The 17,782-nt window shown below is 65.3% G+C and carries 23 protein-coding genes; 11 read left to right on the top strand and 12 right to left on the bottom strand.

Annotated elements, in window-relative coordinates:
* Positions 1 to 20 precede the first annotated feature (20 nt).
* Positions 21 to 659: a carbonic anhydrase gene (locus HDC29_RS08680; protein WP_179496220.1), complete on the top strand. Its 639-nt coding sequence runs from the start codon at positions 21 to 23 to the stop codon at positions 657 to 659.
* Between the two features lie 70 nt (positions 660 to 729).
* Positions 730 to 2,067, top strand: coding sequence for a chloride channel protein (locus HDC29_RS08675; RefSeq protein ID WP_179496218.1), 1,338 nt, complete (start codon positions 730 to 732; stop codon positions 2,065 to 2,067).
* 71 nt (positions 2,068 to 2,138) lie between these two features.
* On the opposite strand, the gene HDC29_RS08670 is transcribed toward HDC29_RS08675, so the two are convergent.
* The 10 genes from HDC29_RS08670 to HDC29_RS19230 all read right to left on the bottom strand — a co-directional run bounded on the left by HDC29_RS08670 (position 2,139) and on the right by HDC29_RS19230 (position 9,265).
* The gene (locus HDC29_RS08670; protein WP_218844311.1) at positions 2,139 to 2,516 is read right to left on the bottom strand and encodes a DUF2750 domain-containing protein; all 378 of its coding nucleotides are present in this window, start codon (positions 2,514 to 2,516) and stop codon (positions 2,139 to 2,141) included.
* A gap of 114 nt (positions 2,517 to 2,630) precedes the next feature.
* A complete protein-coding gene (locus HDC29_RS08665) occupies positions 2,631 to 3,164 on the bottom strand; it encodes a F0F1 ATP synthase subunit B (protein WP_179496216.1) in 534 nt (177 codons plus the stop codon).
* Positions 3,157 to 3,654, bottom strand: a complete 498-nt coding sequence (locus tag HDC29_RS08660; protein WP_179496214.1) for an ATPase — start codon at positions 3,652 to 3,654, stop codon at positions 3,157 to 3,159. The genes HDC29_RS08665 and HDC29_RS08660 overlap by 8 nt, the downstream gene beginning before the upstream one ends.
* 71 nt (positions 3,655 to 3,725) lie before the next feature.
* The gene (locus HDC29_RS08655) at positions 3,726 to 3,956 is read right to left on the bottom strand and encodes a F0F1 ATP synthase subunit C (RefSeq protein ID WP_037515205.1); all 231 of its coding nucleotides are present in this window, start codon (positions 3,954 to 3,956) and stop codon (positions 3,726 to 3,728) included.
* 42 nt (positions 3,957 to 3,998) lie between these two features.
* Complete coding sequence (locus HDC29_RS08650) at positions 3,999 to 4,751, bottom strand: F0F1 ATP synthase subunit A (RefSeq protein WP_179496212.1); 753 nt, start codon at positions 4,749 to 4,751, stop codon at positions 3,999 to 4,001.
* A 50-nt stretch (positions 4,752 to 4,801) separates the two neighbouring features.
* Positions 4,802 to 5,131 (bottom strand): AtpZ/AtpI family protein, encoded by a 330-nt coding sequence (locus tag HDC29_RS08645; protein ID WP_179496210.1) that lies wholly within the window; start codon positions 5,129 to 5,131, stop codon positions 4,802 to 4,804.
* Between the two features lie 211 nt (positions 5,132 to 5,342).
* Positions 5,343 to 5,738 carry a YdbL family protein gene (locus HDC29_RS08640; protein ID WP_179497387.1) on the bottom strand — a complete coding sequence of 132 codons (396 nt, stop codon included), beginning with the start codon at positions 5,736 to 5,738 and terminating at the stop codon, positions 5,343 to 5,345.
* 20 nt (positions 5,739 to 5,758) lie between these two features.
* A complete protein-coding gene (locus HDC29_RS08635) occupies positions 5,759 to 5,986 on the bottom strand; it encodes a YnbE family lipoprotein (protein ID WP_257018123.1) in 228 nt (75 codons plus the stop codon).
* Positions 5,983 to 9,150: a YdbH domain-containing protein gene (locus HDC29_RS08630; protein WP_179496208.1), complete on the bottom strand. Its 3,168-nt coding sequence runs from the start codon at positions 9,148 to 9,150 to the stop codon at positions 5,983 to 5,985. Before HDC29_RS08630 ends, HDC29_RS08635 begins: the two co-directional genes overlap by 4 nt.
* Positions 9,143 to 9,265: a hypothetical protein gene (locus tag HDC29_RS19230; RefSeq protein WP_257018122.1), complete on the bottom strand. Its 123-nt coding sequence runs from the start codon at positions 9,263 to 9,265 to the stop codon at positions 9,143 to 9,145. The genes HDC29_RS08630 and HDC29_RS19230 overlap by 8 nt, the downstream gene beginning before the upstream one ends.
* A 52-nt stretch (positions 9,266 to 9,317) precedes the next feature.
* On the opposite strand from HDC29_RS19230, the gene radC reads away from it, so the two are divergent.
* Together radC and rnk are read left to right on the top strand one after the other, a co-directional pair.
* A complete protein-coding gene (gene radC, locus HDC29_RS08625) occupies positions 9,318 to 9,998 on the top strand; it encodes a DNA repair protein RadC (RefSeq protein ID WP_179496206.1) in 681 nt (226 codons plus the stop codon).
* 213 nt (positions 9,999 to 10,211) lie between these two features.
* Positions 10,212 to 10,619, top strand: a complete 408-nt coding sequence (gene rnk, locus HDC29_RS08620) for a nucleoside diphosphate kinase regulator (protein ID WP_257018121.1) — start codon at positions 10,212 to 10,214, stop codon at positions 10,617 to 10,619.
* 70 nt (positions 10,620 to 10,689) lie between these two features.
* Here rnk and HDC29_RS08615 read toward each other — a convergent pair whose 3' ends face one another.
* Together HDC29_RS08615 and HDC29_RS19225 are read right to left on the bottom strand one after the other, a co-directional pair.
* Entirely contained in the window at positions 10,690 to 11,181 is a 492-nt protein-coding gene (locus HDC29_RS08615) for a calcium-binding protein (protein WP_179496204.1), read from the bottom strand.
* A gap of 21 nt (positions 11,182 to 11,202) precedes the next feature.
* Positions 11,203 to 11,499, bottom strand: coding sequence for a hypothetical protein (locus tag HDC29_RS19225; RefSeq protein ID WP_257018120.1), 297 nt, complete (start codon positions 11,497 to 11,499; stop codon positions 11,203 to 11,205).
* Between the two features lie 191 nt (positions 11,500 to 11,690).
* Here HDC29_RS19225 and purB point away from each other — a divergent pair, with 191 nt between their 5' ends.
* From purB to accD, 7 genes are all read left to right on the top strand, one after another.
* Positions 11,691 to 13,007 (top strand): adenylosuccinate lyase, encoded by a 1,317-nt coding sequence (gene purB / locus HDC29_RS08605; RefSeq protein WP_179496202.1) that lies wholly within the window; start codon positions 11,691 to 11,693, stop codon positions 13,005 to 13,007.
* 68 nt (positions 13,008 to 13,075) lie between these two features.
* Positions 13,076 to 13,420, top strand: a complete 345-nt coding sequence (locus HDC29_RS08600; RefSeq protein WP_179496200.1) for a lipopolysaccharide assembly protein LapA domain-containing protein — start codon at positions 13,076 to 13,078, stop codon at positions 13,418 to 13,420.
* Entirely contained in the window at positions 13,417 to 14,091 is a 675-nt protein-coding gene (gene pyrF, locus HDC29_RS08595; protein WP_179496198.1) for an orotidine-5'-phosphate decarboxylase, read from the top strand. The genes HDC29_RS08600 and pyrF overlap by 4 nt, the downstream gene beginning before the upstream one ends.
* Positions 14,092 to 14,192: 101 nt before the next feature.
* Positions 14,193 to 14,822 (top strand): phosphoribosylanthranilate isomerase, encoded by a 630-nt coding sequence (locus HDC29_RS08590; RefSeq protein ID WP_179497384.1) that lies wholly within the window; start codon positions 14,193 to 14,195, stop codon positions 14,820 to 14,822.
* The gene (gene trpB / locus HDC29_RS08585; RefSeq protein ID WP_179496196.1) at positions 14,819 to 16,030 is read left to right on the top strand and encodes a tryptophan synthase subunit beta; all 1,212 of its coding nucleotides are present in this window, start codon (positions 14,819 to 14,821) and stop codon (positions 16,028 to 16,030) included. The genes HDC29_RS08590 and trpB overlap by 4 nt, the downstream gene beginning before the upstream one ends.
* Positions 16,027 to 16,818, top strand: a complete 792-nt coding sequence (gene trpA, locus HDC29_RS08580) for a tryptophan synthase subunit alpha (protein WP_179496194.1) — start codon at positions 16,027 to 16,029, stop codon at positions 16,816 to 16,818. Before trpB ends, trpA begins: the two co-directional genes overlap by 4 nt.
* On the top strand, positions 16,815 to 17,666 hold the full coding sequence (gene accD / locus HDC29_RS08575; protein ID WP_179496192.1) for an acetyl-CoA carboxylase, carboxyltransferase subunit beta: 852 nt from the start codon (positions 16,815 to 16,817) through the stop codon (positions 17,664 to 17,666). Before trpA ends, accD begins: the two co-directional genes overlap by 4 nt.
* Positions 17,667 to 17,782: the final 116 nt, after the last annotated feature.

Below are 17,782 nucleotides of genomic sequence, written 5' to 3'. Positions count from 1 at the left end.
ACCTATGCTAAGGCGCCTCCATGACTCACTTTACAGATATGATCGAGGGCTACCGGCGTTTCCGTAACGGCGGCTGGGCGGAGCAACGCGAACGCTGGGAACAGCTTGCCGAAGGACAGTCGCCCAAGGTGATGGTGATCGCCTGTTCGGACAGCCGGTCCGAACCCTCGCAGATTTTCGACACCAGCCCGGGCGAAATCTTCGTCGTCCGCAACGTCGCGGCGCTGGTGCCGCCGTTCGAGACGACCCCGGGACGCCACGGCGTCTCGGCGGCGCTCGAATTCGCGGTGCAGTTCCTGAAGGTCGAGGAAATCGTCGTGATGGGGCACGGCCTTTGCGGCGGGTGCCATGCAGCGCTCCACAAGTCGATGGAAGGCGCGGAGCCCGGGCGCGGCGGCTTTATCGCCGACTGGATCGGCCTGCTCGACGAGGCGAGCGAGGCGGTGCGTGCCGCCCATCCACAGATCGACAACCGCGAAGCGGGCCGCGCGATGGAAATGGCGGCCGTGCGCGTGAGTATCGCGAATTTGCGCACCTTCCCCTGCATCCAGGAGAAGGAAAAGCGTGGGAGCCTGAAACTGCGCGGCGCCTTTTTCGCGATCGGCGACGGGATATTGCATGTGATGGACGAAGCGACGGGGGAATTCGCACCCGCCTGAACCTGCCGGGCCGACGCGATCGCGGGACAGGGGTTGCGCCCGGCTGGCGGCGGGTTCACAGCCCTCCCCCATGCCTTCCAAGCCGACAATCCCGCGCTGGGCCCGCCTCGCGCAGCATCGCTTCAATCGTCGCGCCCGCAGCGAAGTCGGTGATATTCGCCGCCGCGTCGCGATGGTCGGCGGTGCGATCCTGCTGGGCCTGGTGGCCTTGGCCTTCGCCGCCGCCGGCGACCGGGCGCAGCACCTGATCTTTCGCATTTCGGATCGCGCCTGGTGGCTGCCACTCCTGATCACACCGACCGCCTTTGCGCTGATCGTCTGGACCGCGAACCGCTATTTCCCGGCATCGCGCGGTTCGGGCATCCCGCAAATCATTGCCGCCGGGCGCCGCCCCGAGCAGGAAGCGACCGGGCCGTTGGTGTCGCTGCGCACCGCCTTTGCCAAGCTCGGTCTGACGATCGCCACATTGTCGGTCGGCGGCTCGGTCGGGCGCGAGGGGCCGACGGTTCAGGTCAGCGCGGCGATCATGGTCGCGATGCACCGCCTGCTCAAAGTCCGCGTCACCGCGGGCGTCTTTATCGCCGGCGGTGCGGCAGGCGTCGCGGCGGCGTTCAATACGCCGCTCGCGGGCATCGCCTTTGCCATCGAGGAACTCGCAGCAGCCTATGAACAGCGCGTCGCCGTGCTGACGATGGGCGCTGTCCTGATCGCCGGTCTCGTCAGCCTGTCGGTTGCGGGCGATTATGTTTATTTCGGCGTGATGCGCGATACGCTGCCCGTTTCGGACGTGCTGCTGATCGCGCCGATAGCCGGGATCGGCGGCGGGCTGGCCGGCGGATTGTTCGCAAGGATCGTCCTGGCGGCAAGCGACCGCTCGACCGGTTGGGCCCGGCGCGCAGCCACGCAGCCGGTGCTGTTCGCTGCGGGATGCGGCCTCGTCGTCGCGCTCGTCGGGATCGCGACCAACGGCGGCACGTGGGGCACGGGCTATGACGTCACGAAATTCCTGGTCGAAGGCCATCAGGGCAAGCTCTGGTTTTTCCCGGCCAAGTTCGCCGCGGCGCTCGCCTCGACACTCAGCGGCGCACCGGGCGGCATCTTCGCGCCATCGCTCGCCGTCGGCGCCGGTTTCGGCAATCTGCTGACCCCCGCCTTTCCCGAAAGTCCGGCGGGCGCGGTCGTGATGCTGGGCATGGCCGCCTATTTCGTCGGGGTCGTACGGGCGCCGCTGACCGCAGTGATCATCCTGATCGAAACCACCGCGGCGCGCGGCATCATCCTGCCGCTGTTCGCCACCGCGCTGATCGCCGACTGGACCAGCGCACAAATCTGCCCGACGCGGCTGTATCACGGGCTTGCGAAACGCATCATGCCGCCAAAGATCGGCGCGCGACCGGGCGATGATTAGCGGCTGGTGGCGGGAACGGCGGGAGCCAAGCCTGCATATTTCCGATGTCCGCTTTGGGGTGGAAAGCGGACCTAAGGCCTGTAGGCCATAAACTTGGCTAGCACGTCACTAGGTGCGAGGTCGTAGCCTGTTACCCGTTCTCCCGACCAGTTTAGTCCGCAAAGCAGGCCGTCCTTCTGCATACCGGGCAGCCATTTTTCGGCGAAGGTAGTCAGCTCTATTGGAACCGGTTCGAAATTTTTGTAGGCGTTCACAGTTTCAACGACCCGCTTTGCCCGCGCTTCCGATGACCAGAACGGCATCGCAATTTCGCCGGATGCATTTGTTGATGTTGGAAAGCCAGCGCTGTCCCGAATTCCCCAGACCTTAAGCGCCTCCAACGCTTCGGTGACAAATGCGTCGGCATTGATCGCAGATATGCTCATACGTAGATAATCAGCACATTCCATTGATGTCCGCAATCGGTCGAAACCGGTCGTTCAGCCAACACTTCCCACATTGCACAAAGCAAAACGCCCGCGGAAGACCGCGGGCGCTTCGTTTATCCGGCAGTGGCGAAGAGCTCAGCTCCGGGCGACACCCGCGATGGCTTGATCGACCAGCGCCTTGTCGGCCGCGGCGTCATGCTTGTCGGCGATCAGCCGTGCGGCCGCTTCGGTCGCCGCTTTGGCGGCCGCCGTGCGGACCTCGGCGAGCGCGCCGGCTTCGGCCGCCGCGATGCGGTCTTCGGCCATCTGCTTGCGGCGCGCGATCAGCGCGGTCGCGTCGGCCTTTGCCTTGGCGACGAGCGCCTCGGCCTCGGCATCGGCACGGGCGCGCATTTCATCGGCTTCCTTGGCGGCGTCGGCAAGCTTCGCCTCATATTCGGCCTTCAGCGATTCGGCGTCGAGGCGCAGCGCCTCGGCTTCCTTGAGCTGCTTCGAAATCTCGGCAATCTTGTTGTCGAGCATGCCCGCGATCATCGCCGGCACCTTCTTCCACAACAGGATCGCGATAAAGATCGCCATGGCGATCGAAACCCAGCTTGTCGCGGTGAGGATACCGAAAGACTTCGGTTCAGCGGCACCTTCGGCCAGGATCATTAGGAAATCAGCCATGGAGCACCGCCTTCACCGCTGCCTTGGCGTCCGCCGCGGCAACCTTCACACCCGAGAGCTTGGCGACGAGGTCGCCCGCCGCTTCGGCCGCGACCGCCTCGATTTCCGCCATTGCCGACGAGCGCGCGGCGCCGATTTCGGCTTCCGCTGCCGCCAGCTTGTCCGCGAGTTCGGCATCGACCTTCGCCAAACGCTTTTCGGCGTCCTTCGCGGCCTTGCCCTTGGCGTCGGTCACCGCCTTTTGCGCGGCGGCGCGGCTCGCGTCGCTCTGCTGGCGATAGCTTTCTTCCAGACCGTCGGCCGCGGCGTGCGCAGCTTTCGCCGCTGCCAGATCGTCGGCCACCTTGCGGTCGCGCGCGTCCACCGTCGCCTCGATCTTCGGCAGCATGCCGCGGCCGATGACGAAAAAGACGAAGCCGAAGGTCAGCAGCACCCAGAAAATCTGAGATGCGGCGTACCAGCTTTCAGCAAATTGGCTGATTTGAGGCATGGATTTACTCGACCGACAAAAGAAAAGCAGTCGCGGGGCCCGCGCTCAGCGCGCCGGCCCCGCAGACGAAATCAGGCTGCCTTGAGGTACAGCAGGATCGCGATCAGGAACGACAGCAGGCCGAGAAGTTCGGCGGCCGCGAAGCCGATGAACAGGCGGCCCTGCTGGCCGTCGGCCGCCGCGGGGTTGCGCAGCGCGCTTTCGAGGAAGCTACCGAACACGTTGCCCACACCGATGGCGGCCATACCGGCACCGATAGCGGCCAGACCGGCGCCGATGAGCGAAGCAGCTTGAACGTCCATTTTATACTCCTTGGGAAAAACGATAATTATGCAGTTGAAAAATCAGTGCAGATTGATCGCGTCGTTCAGATAGAGCGACGTGAGCAGCGCGAAAACATAAGCCTGGATACCCGCGACCAGCAGTTCGAGACCACTGATACCGATCATCAATGCCATGCTGGGGAGGCCGACACCAATACCGATCGCCGGGCCCGCCGCGATCCCGTCGATGATGAACGACGCAAACACCTTCATCAGCACGTGGCCCGCGGTCATTGCGACGAACAGTCGCAGCGCGAGACTGAACGGGCGGACGAGGAACGACACCAGTTCGATCGCCGGGATCAGCCACATCAGCCAGATCGGGGTGCCATGCGGCACGAAGAGCGAGAAGAAATGGAAACCGTGGCGCCAGAAGCCGACGATCAGCACGATCGCGAAGCTGAGGATCGCGAGCACGCCGGTGATCGCGAAGTGGCTCGTCACGGTGAAGGGGTGCAGGCCGAACAGGCCGAAGGGCATCAGACCCAGCACGTTCAGCATCAGGATGAACATGAAGAGCGAGAAGACATAGGGCGTATATTTGCGGCCTTCAGGGCCGATATTGGCATTCATCATGCTGGAGATGAAGCCGGTGAAGCCCTCGACGGCGACCTGCCAGCGGCCAGGAACGAGCTGGCGCTTCATCCCGCCGATCATGAAGACCCACAGCAAGAGGCCCGCGATGACCATCCACAGCGCGCTGGTGGTAAAGGCAACCTCCTGACCCCCGACATGGAACATGTCGAACATCTTCTGCACCTCGAACTGGTGCATCGGGTCCACTTTGCCTTGATCCGCCACGCGATACCTCGCCTAAAATCCTGTCAATCCGGCTTTTTGGGCCGAACATTCGCAATCCGAAATATGTTTCTGAAGGCGACGCCTATTCCGAGGAACAGCACCACCAACAGGCCCCAGGGCGCCGTGCCGGCAAAATGGTCGATCGTCCAACCGACCAGTGCGCCGCCACCGATCCCGCCCAGCAGCTCGGCCAGAACACGATTACCGAGCTTGTAATTCGCATCGGTCTCCGGTCCGGCGGTCACTGCGGTCCTTCTTGCTTCTGCGGCTTCGGCCCGGTCCAATCGCTCTTCGAGCGAGACCAGGCGCGAATCCTCAGAGCCAAGTTCCGGATCGCTGCCATTCCCCGTCATTCTCTCGCCATCCTCCTGAAACAGAACCGGAAACTCCCGATTCCGCCTACAAAAAAAGGCCCGAAAATTCGGGGGACCCCTAAGGCGCGGTCCGTTTAGGAACGCCGCCCGCTTAAGTCAATGCTTCTGCTTGTGCGCACAAAAATGCCGCCGCGTTTAGGGGCGCGGCGGCATATGAGAGCCCTCGGGCTCCATTATTCGGATTCGGATCTTACGGGCAGCGCGCGTCGCGTTCGGGCGGGCTGGCATCGCGGGTTTTCCACGCGCCGCCCGGGGTCTGATATTTTTCGCCCGGCTTGGTCTTCGCGATCAGATTGCAGCCGCTGGTAAAGGCGAATTGCTCGACGGTGCTGCCCGTCGACTGCGCGCTCGCGGTATAAGCCGCCTTCCGCTTGATATTGAGGTCCTGCACCAGCGCGCGGATCGCGGGGGTCGGCGTCGTCGCGAAACCCAGATAGCCGTCGGGCTGCTCGCCGATCTGCCCGGCGGCGCGCGCCGCGGCATAGGCCGGGTCGCGCTGCGCCATCGCCGACGGCACGGCAAGGGCCACGGCAGCCGTTGCCGCGATCGCGGCAAGCGCCAGTCCGGTCGGTTTCCATTTGGTCATACGCATCACATTCTTCCCCATCAGAATATCTCGCTATTCTGCTCGATGAGCTTTTTGGCATCGCCATCCAGCCTGTACACCACTTCCTGCCGGATGTTGATATTCAGGTTGATTTCGATCGGCTTATCGGGCGTTTCGATCTGAACGCAGCCCGCCAAGGCTCCCATCAGGGTCGGCGCACCTATCATCACCGCAATATGCCTGACGTCAATCGCCAGCCTCCTTGCTCCAGTCTTGTTTATCTTCATCGCACAGGCTCGCTTTCTGGTGGCTGAACGGGGGCGTCCTCTCCCCTCGCGGCGGATTCGGCTTCTTCCTGGGCCCGCATAAGGGCCGGGAGATTCTGTTCGATCAGCAGCGACGGATCATAGAATCCCTTCGCCGACGTCAGGAGCTGTCGGAACGGCGCGGTGATCTTCACATTGAAGACCAGGGGCAGTTTCGCGACCTGATTGGTCAGGAAATTGCGCGTCGCGCCCTCGCCCTGCCCCACGCCGCCAAAGCGGATGTCGGTCACCATTTCGCCGTCGAGATCCCCGTTCAATATGATCGTCAGATCGTCATATTTGAGGCTGCGCAGCGCGCCAAAGGCAAAATTGGCGATCGTGCCGAGATTGCGGTTCGACAATTCGCCGACATAGGCGAGCGTCCCCCCGCCGGCGCGCGAATCGATGCGCCCGTCCACGATCCGCCCGCCGAGCCCGTCGAATTCGACCGGCAGGGTGCCGTCGAACACGCCCGTTGCATTGATATTGTCGAACCCGAAATTCTGCAGGAACACCGCGGCGTCAACCCCGACGATGTCGAACGACAGCCGCCGGGCATTGTCAGCGTTGAAATCGAGCGTCGTGGGGTGGAGCAGCAACTGGCCGCCGCCGAAAGGCCAGCTTCCGCCCTCGATGCGGACGCGGTTGTCGCCGAGCAGCCGATATTCGATTTCGCCGTCGATCACGGGAATGCCGGGGTTGATCTCGTTGATCTTCGCGATCTGCCCCGGCGCCGACCTGAGCCCGATGAGATCGTCGAAGCTGAGCGTCGTCGTCAGCCCGGTGACCGGGCCGAATGCAGCCGCCAGACTTGCGTCGGCGGTTGCGAAGGTGCCGCGGCTCGTGACGCCGTCGGCGGTCCACTCGATCCGCCCGTCGCCGACGACCGAACCCTGAACGTTGGCGACGACGCCGAGCGCGAGGCTGGTAAGCTGGTCGGGCTGGAACGCATCGTCGAACCGCAACTCCTTCACGGCGAGGTCCGCCGAACCGCTAGTGTCGGCGAGGCGATGGCGGATCAGCGTGTCGAGAATTTTCGTCCCCGTCTTCCGTTCGTTGAAGCCGGCTTTCGCTTCGATGACCCCGTCTGCGAACCGCAGGCTCGCATCATCGCTGACGAGCGGGAAGAAGCGCGGGTCGGGCGCCGCGTCGGTGAGCAGAAGGCCGCCGTCGAGTGTCAGCGCGCCTTTCGCGAAGCGCCATTGCCCCGCAATCTCGCTCATGTTGAGCGGCACCGCGCCGATCTTGCCCTCCGCGCCGCGAAGCTCACCGGCCATGCCCTGCGGTGTCGCCCGCCCGGTGAGGGTGTCAGCGGCGAAGCGGGTCACGTCCTCCCCCTCGCCCAGCGCGATGTCCGCGCGCGCCAGCGACCAGCGCATCGCCGACAGGTCCAGGTTCGCCGGGCCGCTGGTCAGGCTGAACGGCGAACTGCCGCTTGTTCCCCTCAGGGCAATGCGCGGAATGCGAATGTCGCCGCGCAGGCCAGCAGGCCCAGCGCTGAGCAGCGGAGCCCCCGGACGGCTGCACAGATCGATGGCGCTGCGGCCGATCCGGAACCCGCTGACCTCGATCCGGTCGGCAGCGACCCGGCTGCACCCGCCGTCGAATGCGAGCGCTCCCGTGGGGGCAAGAAAGCCGTTCAGCGGCACCGTCAACCGCTCGACGCGGCCGCCCGCGAGCGGTCCCGACAGCGCCACCGTCGTCGCGAAGCGGAGAAGCCCGCCCGCGCCACCCGAAAAACGCACCGGCGTCAACGCCAGCCTTGCCCCTTCGGCGCCATAGGGCTCGAAGCTCGCAAGACCGGTGACCTTCCCCTCGGCACTGCGATCGAGGCTCAGCGTTCCCGCGGGCAGGTCGCCTCCGCCGATGCTCCAGCGCCCCGTCGCGATCACCGCAGGATCGTCGGCGCCATAAAGATAGCCGATACGGCTTTCGGCGCTGCCGGTAAAATGCGCGCCGCTCGCGCTCGTCAGTTCGGGCGCGATCAAATCGACCCGCGCGGTCGGCCCCTCGCCCGCGATTGCGAAACCCGCACTGCCGCTCGCATCGGCGAGCACGCGGCTCAAGGCCCCGACGGCCCTTGCCGCCAGCGGCCCGATCGGCGTCCCCGACAGCCCGCGTGCGCTTTCGGTGAGCGAACGGCGCAAGTCCGCGCTGCTGCTCGCACGCGCGAAACCGATGCGTCCGTCGAATTTGGGCGCCGCGCTGCCGACGCTGCCCTTCGCTTCGAGGTTCACGCTCGCGGCAGCGAAATCGGGTCCGCGCAGGCGCGCCATATCGGCATCGACGTCGAGCCTGGTCAGCACCGCGGTGCCGTCGAAACTTGCGCGCAACCCCATTCGGTCGGCCGCGATCGGGCCTGCGACGAGGCGCACGATGCTGGCGTCGGCCTTGCCCTTCCAGCTTTGCAGATTCTCTGACAGCGACAGGTCGAGCGCGACTTGCGGCGACGCCGCGCTGACGCTGCCGCCCGCGCAGCGCAGCCCGCCGCCGCGCAGCGGGCCCACCAGCTGCGGCCGGACGTCGCGGACCAGGACCGTGCCATAGAAGCTGACATTATCACCGTGGCATCCCGCCGCCCCGACCCGCGGCGCGACGAGTGCGAGCTTGCCGGTGAAGTCGCGGCGCAGATTGCCGCCACCATTCAGCGCCGCGCCGATATCCCCCCACGGGGTTTCAACGCGCGCCCGTGCATCGCGAAGCGCGACCGACAGGTCGGGCAAGGCAAAGGGATCCTTGCTTTCGGGGTCGCGGAACTTGTCGAGCGAACCGAACGACAGGCGCCCGTCGACGAAACGCCCGTAAAGCCGGACACCGTCGGCGTTGATTCCCGACACATAGGGCCCCGACCAGCCATAGCCGAGCAGGACCTCGACGCGCTTTGCCGTGAGGTCGGGCCGCTTCGGGTCGCCGATTACGATATCGGACAAGACCTCGCTGCGAAAACCGATCCGCTCGATCGTGTAACGCGCAGGAACGTCGCGACTGCCGAGCTGGTCGCGGATGAATTCATCGGCGATCGGTTCGCGGGCGATCCAGACCCCCGCGACGAGGATGATCACCGCGCCGGCGGTCAGCCAGCGCTTCTTGAACAATAAAGTCCGGTATTTGAACCGCGGCTGCTCGCCGCCTGCCACGTCAGTCATGGGAATTGGCCGATGACGTCATGGCGGCAAAATCTCGTCCCTCGACCCAGGCCCCGTTCACACCAGAAACGCCGGAAATCCCGTTTCGATGCAGGAAATTGATCCGGTTCGCCATCTTCCTTTTCCTATGACCGTTGAGTGCGCCTCACAAGGCGGTTATTGCGGCGATGATGGGGGACACGCCGGATCATGTCGGTCACCGCGCGCGACTGCGCTCGCGCCTGCTCGACGACGCGGACGGGCTCGCGGATTATGAGCTGGTCGAATATCTGCTCGCGCTCGCGATTCCGCGCCGCGATACCAAGCCGCTCGCCAAGGCGCTGCTGCGCGAATTCGGATCGCTGGCGCAACTCGTGAGCGCCGACCCCGAATCGCTACGCCGCGTCGACGGGCTCGGCGACACCGGCATCGCGGCGCTCAAGATCGTTCAGGCGACCGGCCTGCGCTTGCTGAAAGGCGAATTTCGCGACAAGCCGCTCCTGTCCAGCTGGGATGCGCTGCTCGACTGGCTCCGCGCCGATATGGGGCCGATCGACGTCGAGCGCGTCCGCATTCTTTATCTCAACTCGCGCAACATGCTCATTCGCGACGAACTGGCGAGCGAGGGATCGATCGACCAGTCGGCGATCTATGTGCGCGAGGTGATCAAACGCGCGCTGGAACTCGGCGCCTCCGCGATCATCCTGGTTCACAACCATCCGAGCGGCAGCCCCGAACCGAGCCGTCAGGACATCGCGATCACCAAGGATATCGCCGCCGCAGCCGCGAAACTCGGGATAGCTCTCCACGATCATATCATTATCGGTGGGTCTGATTACCGGAGCTTCCGCGCGATGGGACTGATCTAGGGTCAGGACCCGTTTGACTTCCCCGGTTCGCGGCCACATGATTCCCGTCATGCAGATTCGGCGCGGCCTTCTCCGCTTCCGCCATCACGGGGGACAGCTTCTCGCGGGCATTTAGCCCCGGGTTCCGGCGCGATCGCCCCGAGCCCGGGGCACCTTCCGTCCCACATTGCCGTGCGTGGCAGGCCGCCGCGCGCCAGCCGGAAAGTCCGCGCCATGACCAACAAGAATAGCGGGGCCGCGATGCCCCTTATCCGCATGATCGACAGCGAAGCCGATGCGCTGACCGAGCTCACGCTGCAACAGCAGCGCGATTCGATCGCATTCTATGAACTGCTGCTCGACGAGATCGATCGCGCTGCAATCTGCGTCCGCGCCGCGATCCCGCCGGACGTCGTCACAATGGGGTCAACGGTGACCTTCACCGATGCGAGGAGCGGCACCGAGCGGACATTGCGCCTTGTCTATCCCGCCGAAGCCAACATAGCCGAAGGGCGGATTTCGATCCTGACTCCGGTCGGCGCCGGATTGATCGGGCTGAGCGTCGGCCAGTCGATCAACTGGCCCGACCGTGGCGGCGTCGAGCACCGGCTGACGATCATCGCGGTTGAACAACCCGCATAGACCCAACCCTATGCACGGCGATGCGGCCGCCGGATCGCTCCGACGGCCGCACCACCCCGCGGGGCGCCGTTCAGGCGCCGCGCGACAGGAAACCGGTGAGTTCGGTCTTGTTCACGCCGCCCGACTTGTCGCCGTCGGCGGACGCGAAGGCCTGTCCGATCCAGCTCGTCACCTCGGCCGATTCGACGTCGGCGCTGGGGTCGGTCGCGGCACGCAGCTTCTTCATCCACACGCCGAATTCGGCTTCATTGAGGTCGCCGTTCTTGTCCCCGTCATAGGTCGGGAATTCCTGTTCGACGATCTGCGCGATCTGGGTCGGCGTCGCCGCTGCGCTCGACGGAGCGGCTTCGGTCGCCGCCGGCGGAGTCGACGAATCGGGCATCGGGGCCGGATTCGTGGTGTCAGGCGTCGGGCTGGTCGTGTCCGGCGCGGGTGCCGGCGCCGGACTCACGGGCTCGGTCGTCGTCGGCTGGCTCATCGGGTCCGAAGCCGGCGGGGTGGTCTGGGCCAGCGCGGGAAAACTCACCGCGGCGGCACCGATCAAAAGCATCTGTTTCAACATGATATTACTCCTGCGTAAGGTTTATTCCGGTTCCGACTCGGGCTTTTCCTCGTCATCCGGAGCGGGCTGGTCAGCCGGAGGGGTCGGCTCGGCCGCGGGGGGCGTGTCGCTGGGAAGCGCGTCCTCGGTCGGCGCCTGATCGGTCGGCGCCGTCTGGTCCGTCGGGGTGGTGCTGTCGGGCGTCGGCGCAGTCGTGTCGGTGGGCGCCGGCGGCGTTTGCGTCGTCGGGGCGGGCTGTTCGTCCATCGGCGCCGTCGTCTGGGCCAGGGCGGGGAAGCTGACAGCGGCTGCGCCGATCAAAAGCACTTGTTTCAACACATTCATTCTCCTGTATCGGCGACCTTGATTTGCCGGTCGCCTTTCTGATGGGGCGAAGGATCAACCCGCCGGATTTCGCCAAAGTTGCGGTCGCTGGACATTTGGCGAAACGCCCCGTCCCTGCTACGGGGCGCCCCGACCCGGTTTCGCGGGGATTCCGCGACAAGCCGCCCGAAAAGGAAGGAAATTCAATGGTTCCGCGTTACGCACGGCCGGAAATGACCGCGATCTGGTCGGCCGAGAATCGCTTTCGCATCTGGTTCGAGATCGAAGCGCACGCGACCGACGCGCTCGCCGAACTCGGCACCGTGCCCAAATCCGCGGCCAAGGCGCTGTGGGACTGGTGGGCGACGAACCCCGTGATAGACGTCGCCGCGATCGACGCGATCGAAGCGGTGACCAAACATGACGTCATCGCCTTCCTGACCTGGGTCGCCGAGAATGTCGGCGATGAAGCACGCTTCATGCACCAGGGCATGACAAGCTCCGACGTGCTCGACACCTGCCTTGCGGTCCAGCTCAGCCAAGCCGCCGACATATTGCTCGCCGACATCGACGCGTTGCTCGAAGCGATCAAGCGCCGCGCCTATGAGCACAAGCTCACCCCGACGATCGGCCGCAGCCACGGCATCCACGCCGAACCGGTAACCTTCGGGCTCAAGCTCGCCGAGGCCTATGCCGAATTCTCGCGCTGCAAACTCCGCCTGCAGGCCGCGCGCGCCGAAATTGCGACCTGCGCCATCTCGGGCGCCGTCGGCACATTCGCCAATATCGATCCCCGCGTCGAAGCGCATGTCGCGGCCAAGCTCGGCCTGACGATCGAGCCCGTCTCGACGCAGGTCATCCCGCGCGACCGCCATGCGATGTTCTTCGCCGTGCTCGGCGTCATCGCGTCGTCGATCGAGCGCCTCGCGGTCGAGGTTCGCCATCTCCAGCGCACCGAAGTGCTCGAGGCAGAGGAATATTTCTCGCCGGGGCAGAAGGGTTCGTCGGCGATGCCGCACAAGCGCAACCCGGTGCTGACCGAGAATCTGACCGGCCTCGCGCGCATGGTGCGCAGCGCCGCGATCCCCGCGATGGAGAATGTCGCGCTGTGGCACGAGCGCGACATCAGTCACTCGTCGGTCGAGCGCTTCATCGGACCCGACGCGACGATCACGCTCGACTTCGCGCTGGAGCGGCTGACCGGCGTCATCGACAAGCTGCTCGTCTATCCCGAGCGGATGCAGAAGAATCTCGACCGCATGGGCGGCCTCGTCCACTCGCAACGCGTGCTGCTGGCGCTGACGCAGGCGGGCGCGAGCCGCGAGGATAGCTATGCCCTCGTCCAGCGCAATGCGATGAAGGTATGGGAATCGGACGGCCAGCTCTCGCTGCTCGAACTGCTGAAGGGCGATGCCGACGTCACCGCGCGGCTTTCGGCGGACCAGCTTACGGAACTTTTCGACCTCGGCTATCATATGAAGCATGTCGACACGATCTTCGACAGGGTGTTCGGGGCGATCTAGCCGCAGGCTGGAATCGCGGGGCGTTCTGTCATAGTGTCGTCGCCGGATCGACAGAGGAGCAAGACGAAGTGGGAATCCTGCGTACGATCATCTGGGTTTTGCTGACCGCCGTGCTCGTCATCTTTGCGATGGCGAACTGGCAAGTTGTCACCGTTACCATCTGGCCGGGCTGGGAAGCGGAGACGAAACTTCCCGTCGTCATCTTTGCTTCCTTTCTGATCGGCAGCGTTCCCATGTGGATCGCGCTGCGCACGACGCGTTGGTCGCTGAAGCGCCGCCTCGATGCAAGCGAGCGGCAGGCGGCGGACCTCCGCGCGCTCGCCAACCGGCCTGTGGCGCCCGCGCCCGCAACCACGCCGGTGAACGACATCCCGCCCGCCCCTACCGACCTCTTCTCGACGGACAAGCCATGACCTCGCCGCTTTACCTCGCCATCGACACGACACACCTCGACGCCGCGCTTACGCTCGCGCAAAAGGTGCGGCGCCATGTCGGCGGGTTGAAGCTGGGCCTCGAATTCTTCTGCGCCAACGGTCATCACGGGGTGCACGAGATGGCGAAGCTCGGCCTGCCGATCTTCCTCGACCTCAAGCTCCACGATATCCCGAATACGGTTGCGAAAGCGATTCAGGCGCTGCGTCCGCTCGAACCGGCGGTGCTCACCGTTCACGCCGCCGGCGGCCGTGCGATGCTCGAAGAAGCGAAGGCAGTGGCCGGCGCTAATACAAAGGTCGTCGCCGTCACCGTGCTCACCAGCCTCGATGCGCCCGATCTCGACGATATCGGTATCGGCGGCACCCCGCACGACCAGGTCGTCCGCCTTGCCGCGCTCGCGCGCGAAGCCGGGCTCGACGGCATCGTCTGCTCGGGCCAGGAGGTGAAAGCGGCGCGCAAGGCGTGGCCCGGCGGCTATTTCGTCGTCCCCGGCGTCCGCCCGGCGAACGGCAAGATGGGCGATCAGAAACGGATCGTTACGCCGGCACAGGCGATGTCGGACGGCGCCTCGATCCTCGTCGTCGGCCGCCCGATCAGCCAGTCCGAAGACCCCGATCTCGCCGCGCGCGAAATCGAAGCGACGCTTTAGAAACAGCCGTCATCCCGGCGCAGGCCGGGATCTCCACGATGCGCTCAGCCGCAACGGCGAGACCCCGGCCTGCGCCGGGATGACGACAGGATAGGATGACCATGCCCCCTCTCGTCAAAATCTGCGGGCTCAAGACGCCCGAAACGGTCGATGCCGCCATTCGCCATGGCGCCACGCATATCGGCCTTGTCCATTATGAGCCGAGCCCCCGCCACGTCGACCTCAAGACCGCAGCGGAACTTCGCAAGCGCGCCGGGCCGCAGGTCAAAGTGGCTTTGTTGCTCGTCAACGCCTCGCAGCAGCTGACGGGCGATGCGCTTGGCAAGGTCCGCCCCGATATCATCCAGTTCCACGGCAGCGAGACGCCCGAATGGCTGGCGGTGGTGAAGCGCCTCGCGCCGGCCGAAATCTGGAAAGCCGTGGGGCTGAAGGATGCCGAGACACTCACGCGGATGCAGAAATATCGCGGGATCGCCGATCGCATCCTGTTCGACGCGCCCGCGGCTGCGCTGCCCGGCGGCACCGGCACGCGCTTCGACTGGTCGCTGCTCAAGAATCATCGCCACAGCATGGATTGGGGCATCGCGGGCGGCCTGACCCCCGACAATGTCGCGCAGGCGATTGCCGAAACGGGCGCGCCGCTCGTCGACGTCTCGTCGGGTGTCGAAAGCGCGCCGGGCGTGAAGGATGTGGACAAGATCGCCGCTTTCCTTAAAGCGACCGGTCGATGACCCAGCTTCCCAACAGTCTTCGCACCGGGCCGGACGAACGCGGCCATTTCGGCCAGTTCGGCGGCCGCTATGTCGCCGAAACGCTGATGCCGCTGATCCTCGACCTCGAACGCCACTATCGCGCCGCGCAGGCCGACCCGGCGTTCAAGGCCGAGTTCGACGATCTGCTCAAAAACTATGTCGGCCGCCCCAGCCCGCTGTGGTTCGCAAAGCGGCTGACCGACCATCTGGGCGGCGCGAAGATTTATCTGAAGCGCGAGGATCTCAACCACACCGGCGCCCACAAGATCAACAATTGCATCGGCCAGATTCTGCTCGCCAAGCGCATGGGCAAGACCAAGATCATCGCCGAGACCGGCGCGGGCCAGCATGGCGTCGCGACCGCGACCGTCGCGGCGCTGTTCGGCCTGCCCTGCACCATCTTCATGGGCGCGGTCGATGTTGCGCGGCAACAGCCGAACGTGTTTCGCATGAAGCTGCTCGGCGCCGAAGTCGTCGCGGTCGAGAGCGGTGCGAAGACGCTCAAGGATGCGATGAACGAGGCGCTGCGCCACTGGGTCGCGAACGTCCACGACACCTTCTACATCATCGGCACCGTCGCCGGCCCGCACCCCTATCCCGAGCTCGTCCGCGATTTCCAGTCGGTGATCGGCAACGAAGCACGCGCGCAGATACTGGAAGCCGAAGGCCGCCTCCCCGACATGCTGATCGCCCCCGTCGGCGGCGGATCGAACGCGATCGGCCTGTTCCATCCCTTCCTCGACGACGCCGATGTCGAGATCGTGGGCGTCGAAGCCGCGGGCGAAGGGCTCGAAGGCAAGCATGCCGCCAGCCTCGCGGGCGGCAAACCCGGTATCCTCCACGGCAACAAGACCTATCTGCTCCAGGACGCGGACGGCCAGATCACCGAGGCGCACAGCATCTCGGCGGGCCTCGACTATCCGGGCATCGGCCCGGAGCACAGCTGGCTGCACGACATCGGCCGCGTCCGCTACGAACCCGTCACCGATGAAGAGGCGCTGGCGAGCTTCCAGAAGCTGACCAAGCTCGAAGGCATCATCCCCGCGCTCGAAAGCGCGCACGCCATCGCCGCCGCCGAACGCATCGCGCCGACGCTGGGCAAGGACAAGATCATCATCGTCAATTGCTCGGGCCGGGGGGACAAGGATATTGCGACGGTCGCGGACGCGCTGGAGGTGACGCTGTGACCCGCTTCGCCGCCACCTTCGCCCAAGCACGCCCCGCCCTTGTCGCATTCATCACCGCGGGCGACGGCGACACCGCCGCGAACCTCGACGCGCTCGTCGCGGGAGGCGCCGATGTGATCGAGCTTGGCATGCCCTTCACCGATCCGATGGCCGACGGCCCCGCGATCCAGCAAGCAAACCTGCGCAGCCTCGCCAAGGGCACGACCACCGCCGACATCTTCGCGGTCGCCGCCGCCTTCCGCCAGCGCCACCCCGACACCCCGCTCGTCCTGATGGGCTACGCGAATCCGATGACGATCCGCGGCGGTGACTGGTTCGCGGCCGAATGTGCCAAGGCGGGCGTCGATGGCGTCATCTGCGTCGACATTCCCGCCGAGGAGGACCCCGAACTCGGCCCAGCGCTCCGCGCCGCCGGCGTCGACCTGATCCGCCTCGCCACCCCGACCACCGACACCGCGCGTCTGCCCGCCGTCCTCGAAGGGGCGGGCGGCTTCCTCTACTATGTCAGCGTCGCCGGGATCACCGGGCTCCAGCAGGCGGCCCAAACGAGCATCGACGAAGCCGTTGCGCGGCTCAAGGCCGCGACCGACCTCCCCGTCGCGGTCGGCTTCGGTGTCCGCACCCCCGAACAGGCCGCGCAGATCGCGCGCGTTGCCGATGGCGTCGTCGTCGGATCGGCCTTTATCGACATCATCGCCGAACATGGCGACGCTGCAGCACCGCACGTCGAAGCCTTCACCCGTTCGCTCGCCGATGCTATCCACGGCGCAAAGGAGATCGCCGCATGAGCTGGCTCGACCGCGTTCGCAACGCCCTGCCCTTCACCGCCAAGCGCGATACCGCCGACAATCTCTGGCACAAATGCCGTCAGTGTCAGCAGATGGTGTTCGTCAAGGAATGGGAAGACAATCTCAACGTCTGCCCGCGCTGCGACCATCACGACCGCATCGGCGCGGCCGAGCGTTTCGCTCAGTTGTTCGACGGCGGGCTGCACGAGATGATTGCGGCCCCTGCGGCACCCGAAGATCCGCTGAAATTCCGCGACACCAAAAAATATGTCGACCGCATCAAGGCGGCGCGCGCGCAGACCGGCGACCGCGACGCCTATCAGAACGCGTTCGGCCGCATTTCTGGCCAGGGCGTCGTGATCGGCGTGCAGGATTTTGCCTTCATGGGCGGGTCGATGGGCGTCGCGGTCGGCGAAGCGTTCGTCGCCGGCGTCGAGAACGCGATCAAGCGCGGCGTCCCCTATATCGCGATTACCGCCGCAGGAGGCGCGCGGATGCAGGAAGGCACGCTGTCGCTGATGCAGATGCCGCGCGCGACGGTCGCACTCGCGCGCCTGCGCCGTGCGGGCCTTCCCTATATCGTGCTGCTGACCGACCCGACCACCGGCGGCGTCACCGCCAGCTATGCGATGCTCGGCGATGTGCAGATTAGCGAACCCAAGGCGCTGATCGGCTTTGCCGGCCAGCGCGTGATCGAGAATACGATCCGAGAAAAACTGCCCGAAGGCTTCCAGCGCGCCGAATATCTGCTCGACCACGGGATGATCGACATGGTCGTGCATCGCAAGGAGCTGCCCGCGACGCTGGCCCGGTTGATCGGCTATCTGGCGCCTGAGAAGGCGGCATAGCTCCAAGGAAAATACTCTCGATCCCCGCTCGTACCGAGTTTGTCGAAGCACCGTTCCTCTTCTTGCAGCGTCAAAAGAAGAATGCGGCCCTTCGACAAGCTCAGGGCGAACGGTGT

Source organism: Sphingopyxis sp. JAI108 (assembly GCF_013410105.1).
Classification (GTDB): domain Bacteria; phylum Pseudomonadota; class Alphaproteobacteria; order Sphingomonadales; family Sphingomonadaceae; genus Sphingopyxis; species Sphingopyxis chilensis.
Note: the sequence above shows the minus strand (reverse complement) of the source record. Positions and strands in the feature narration are given on the sequence as shown.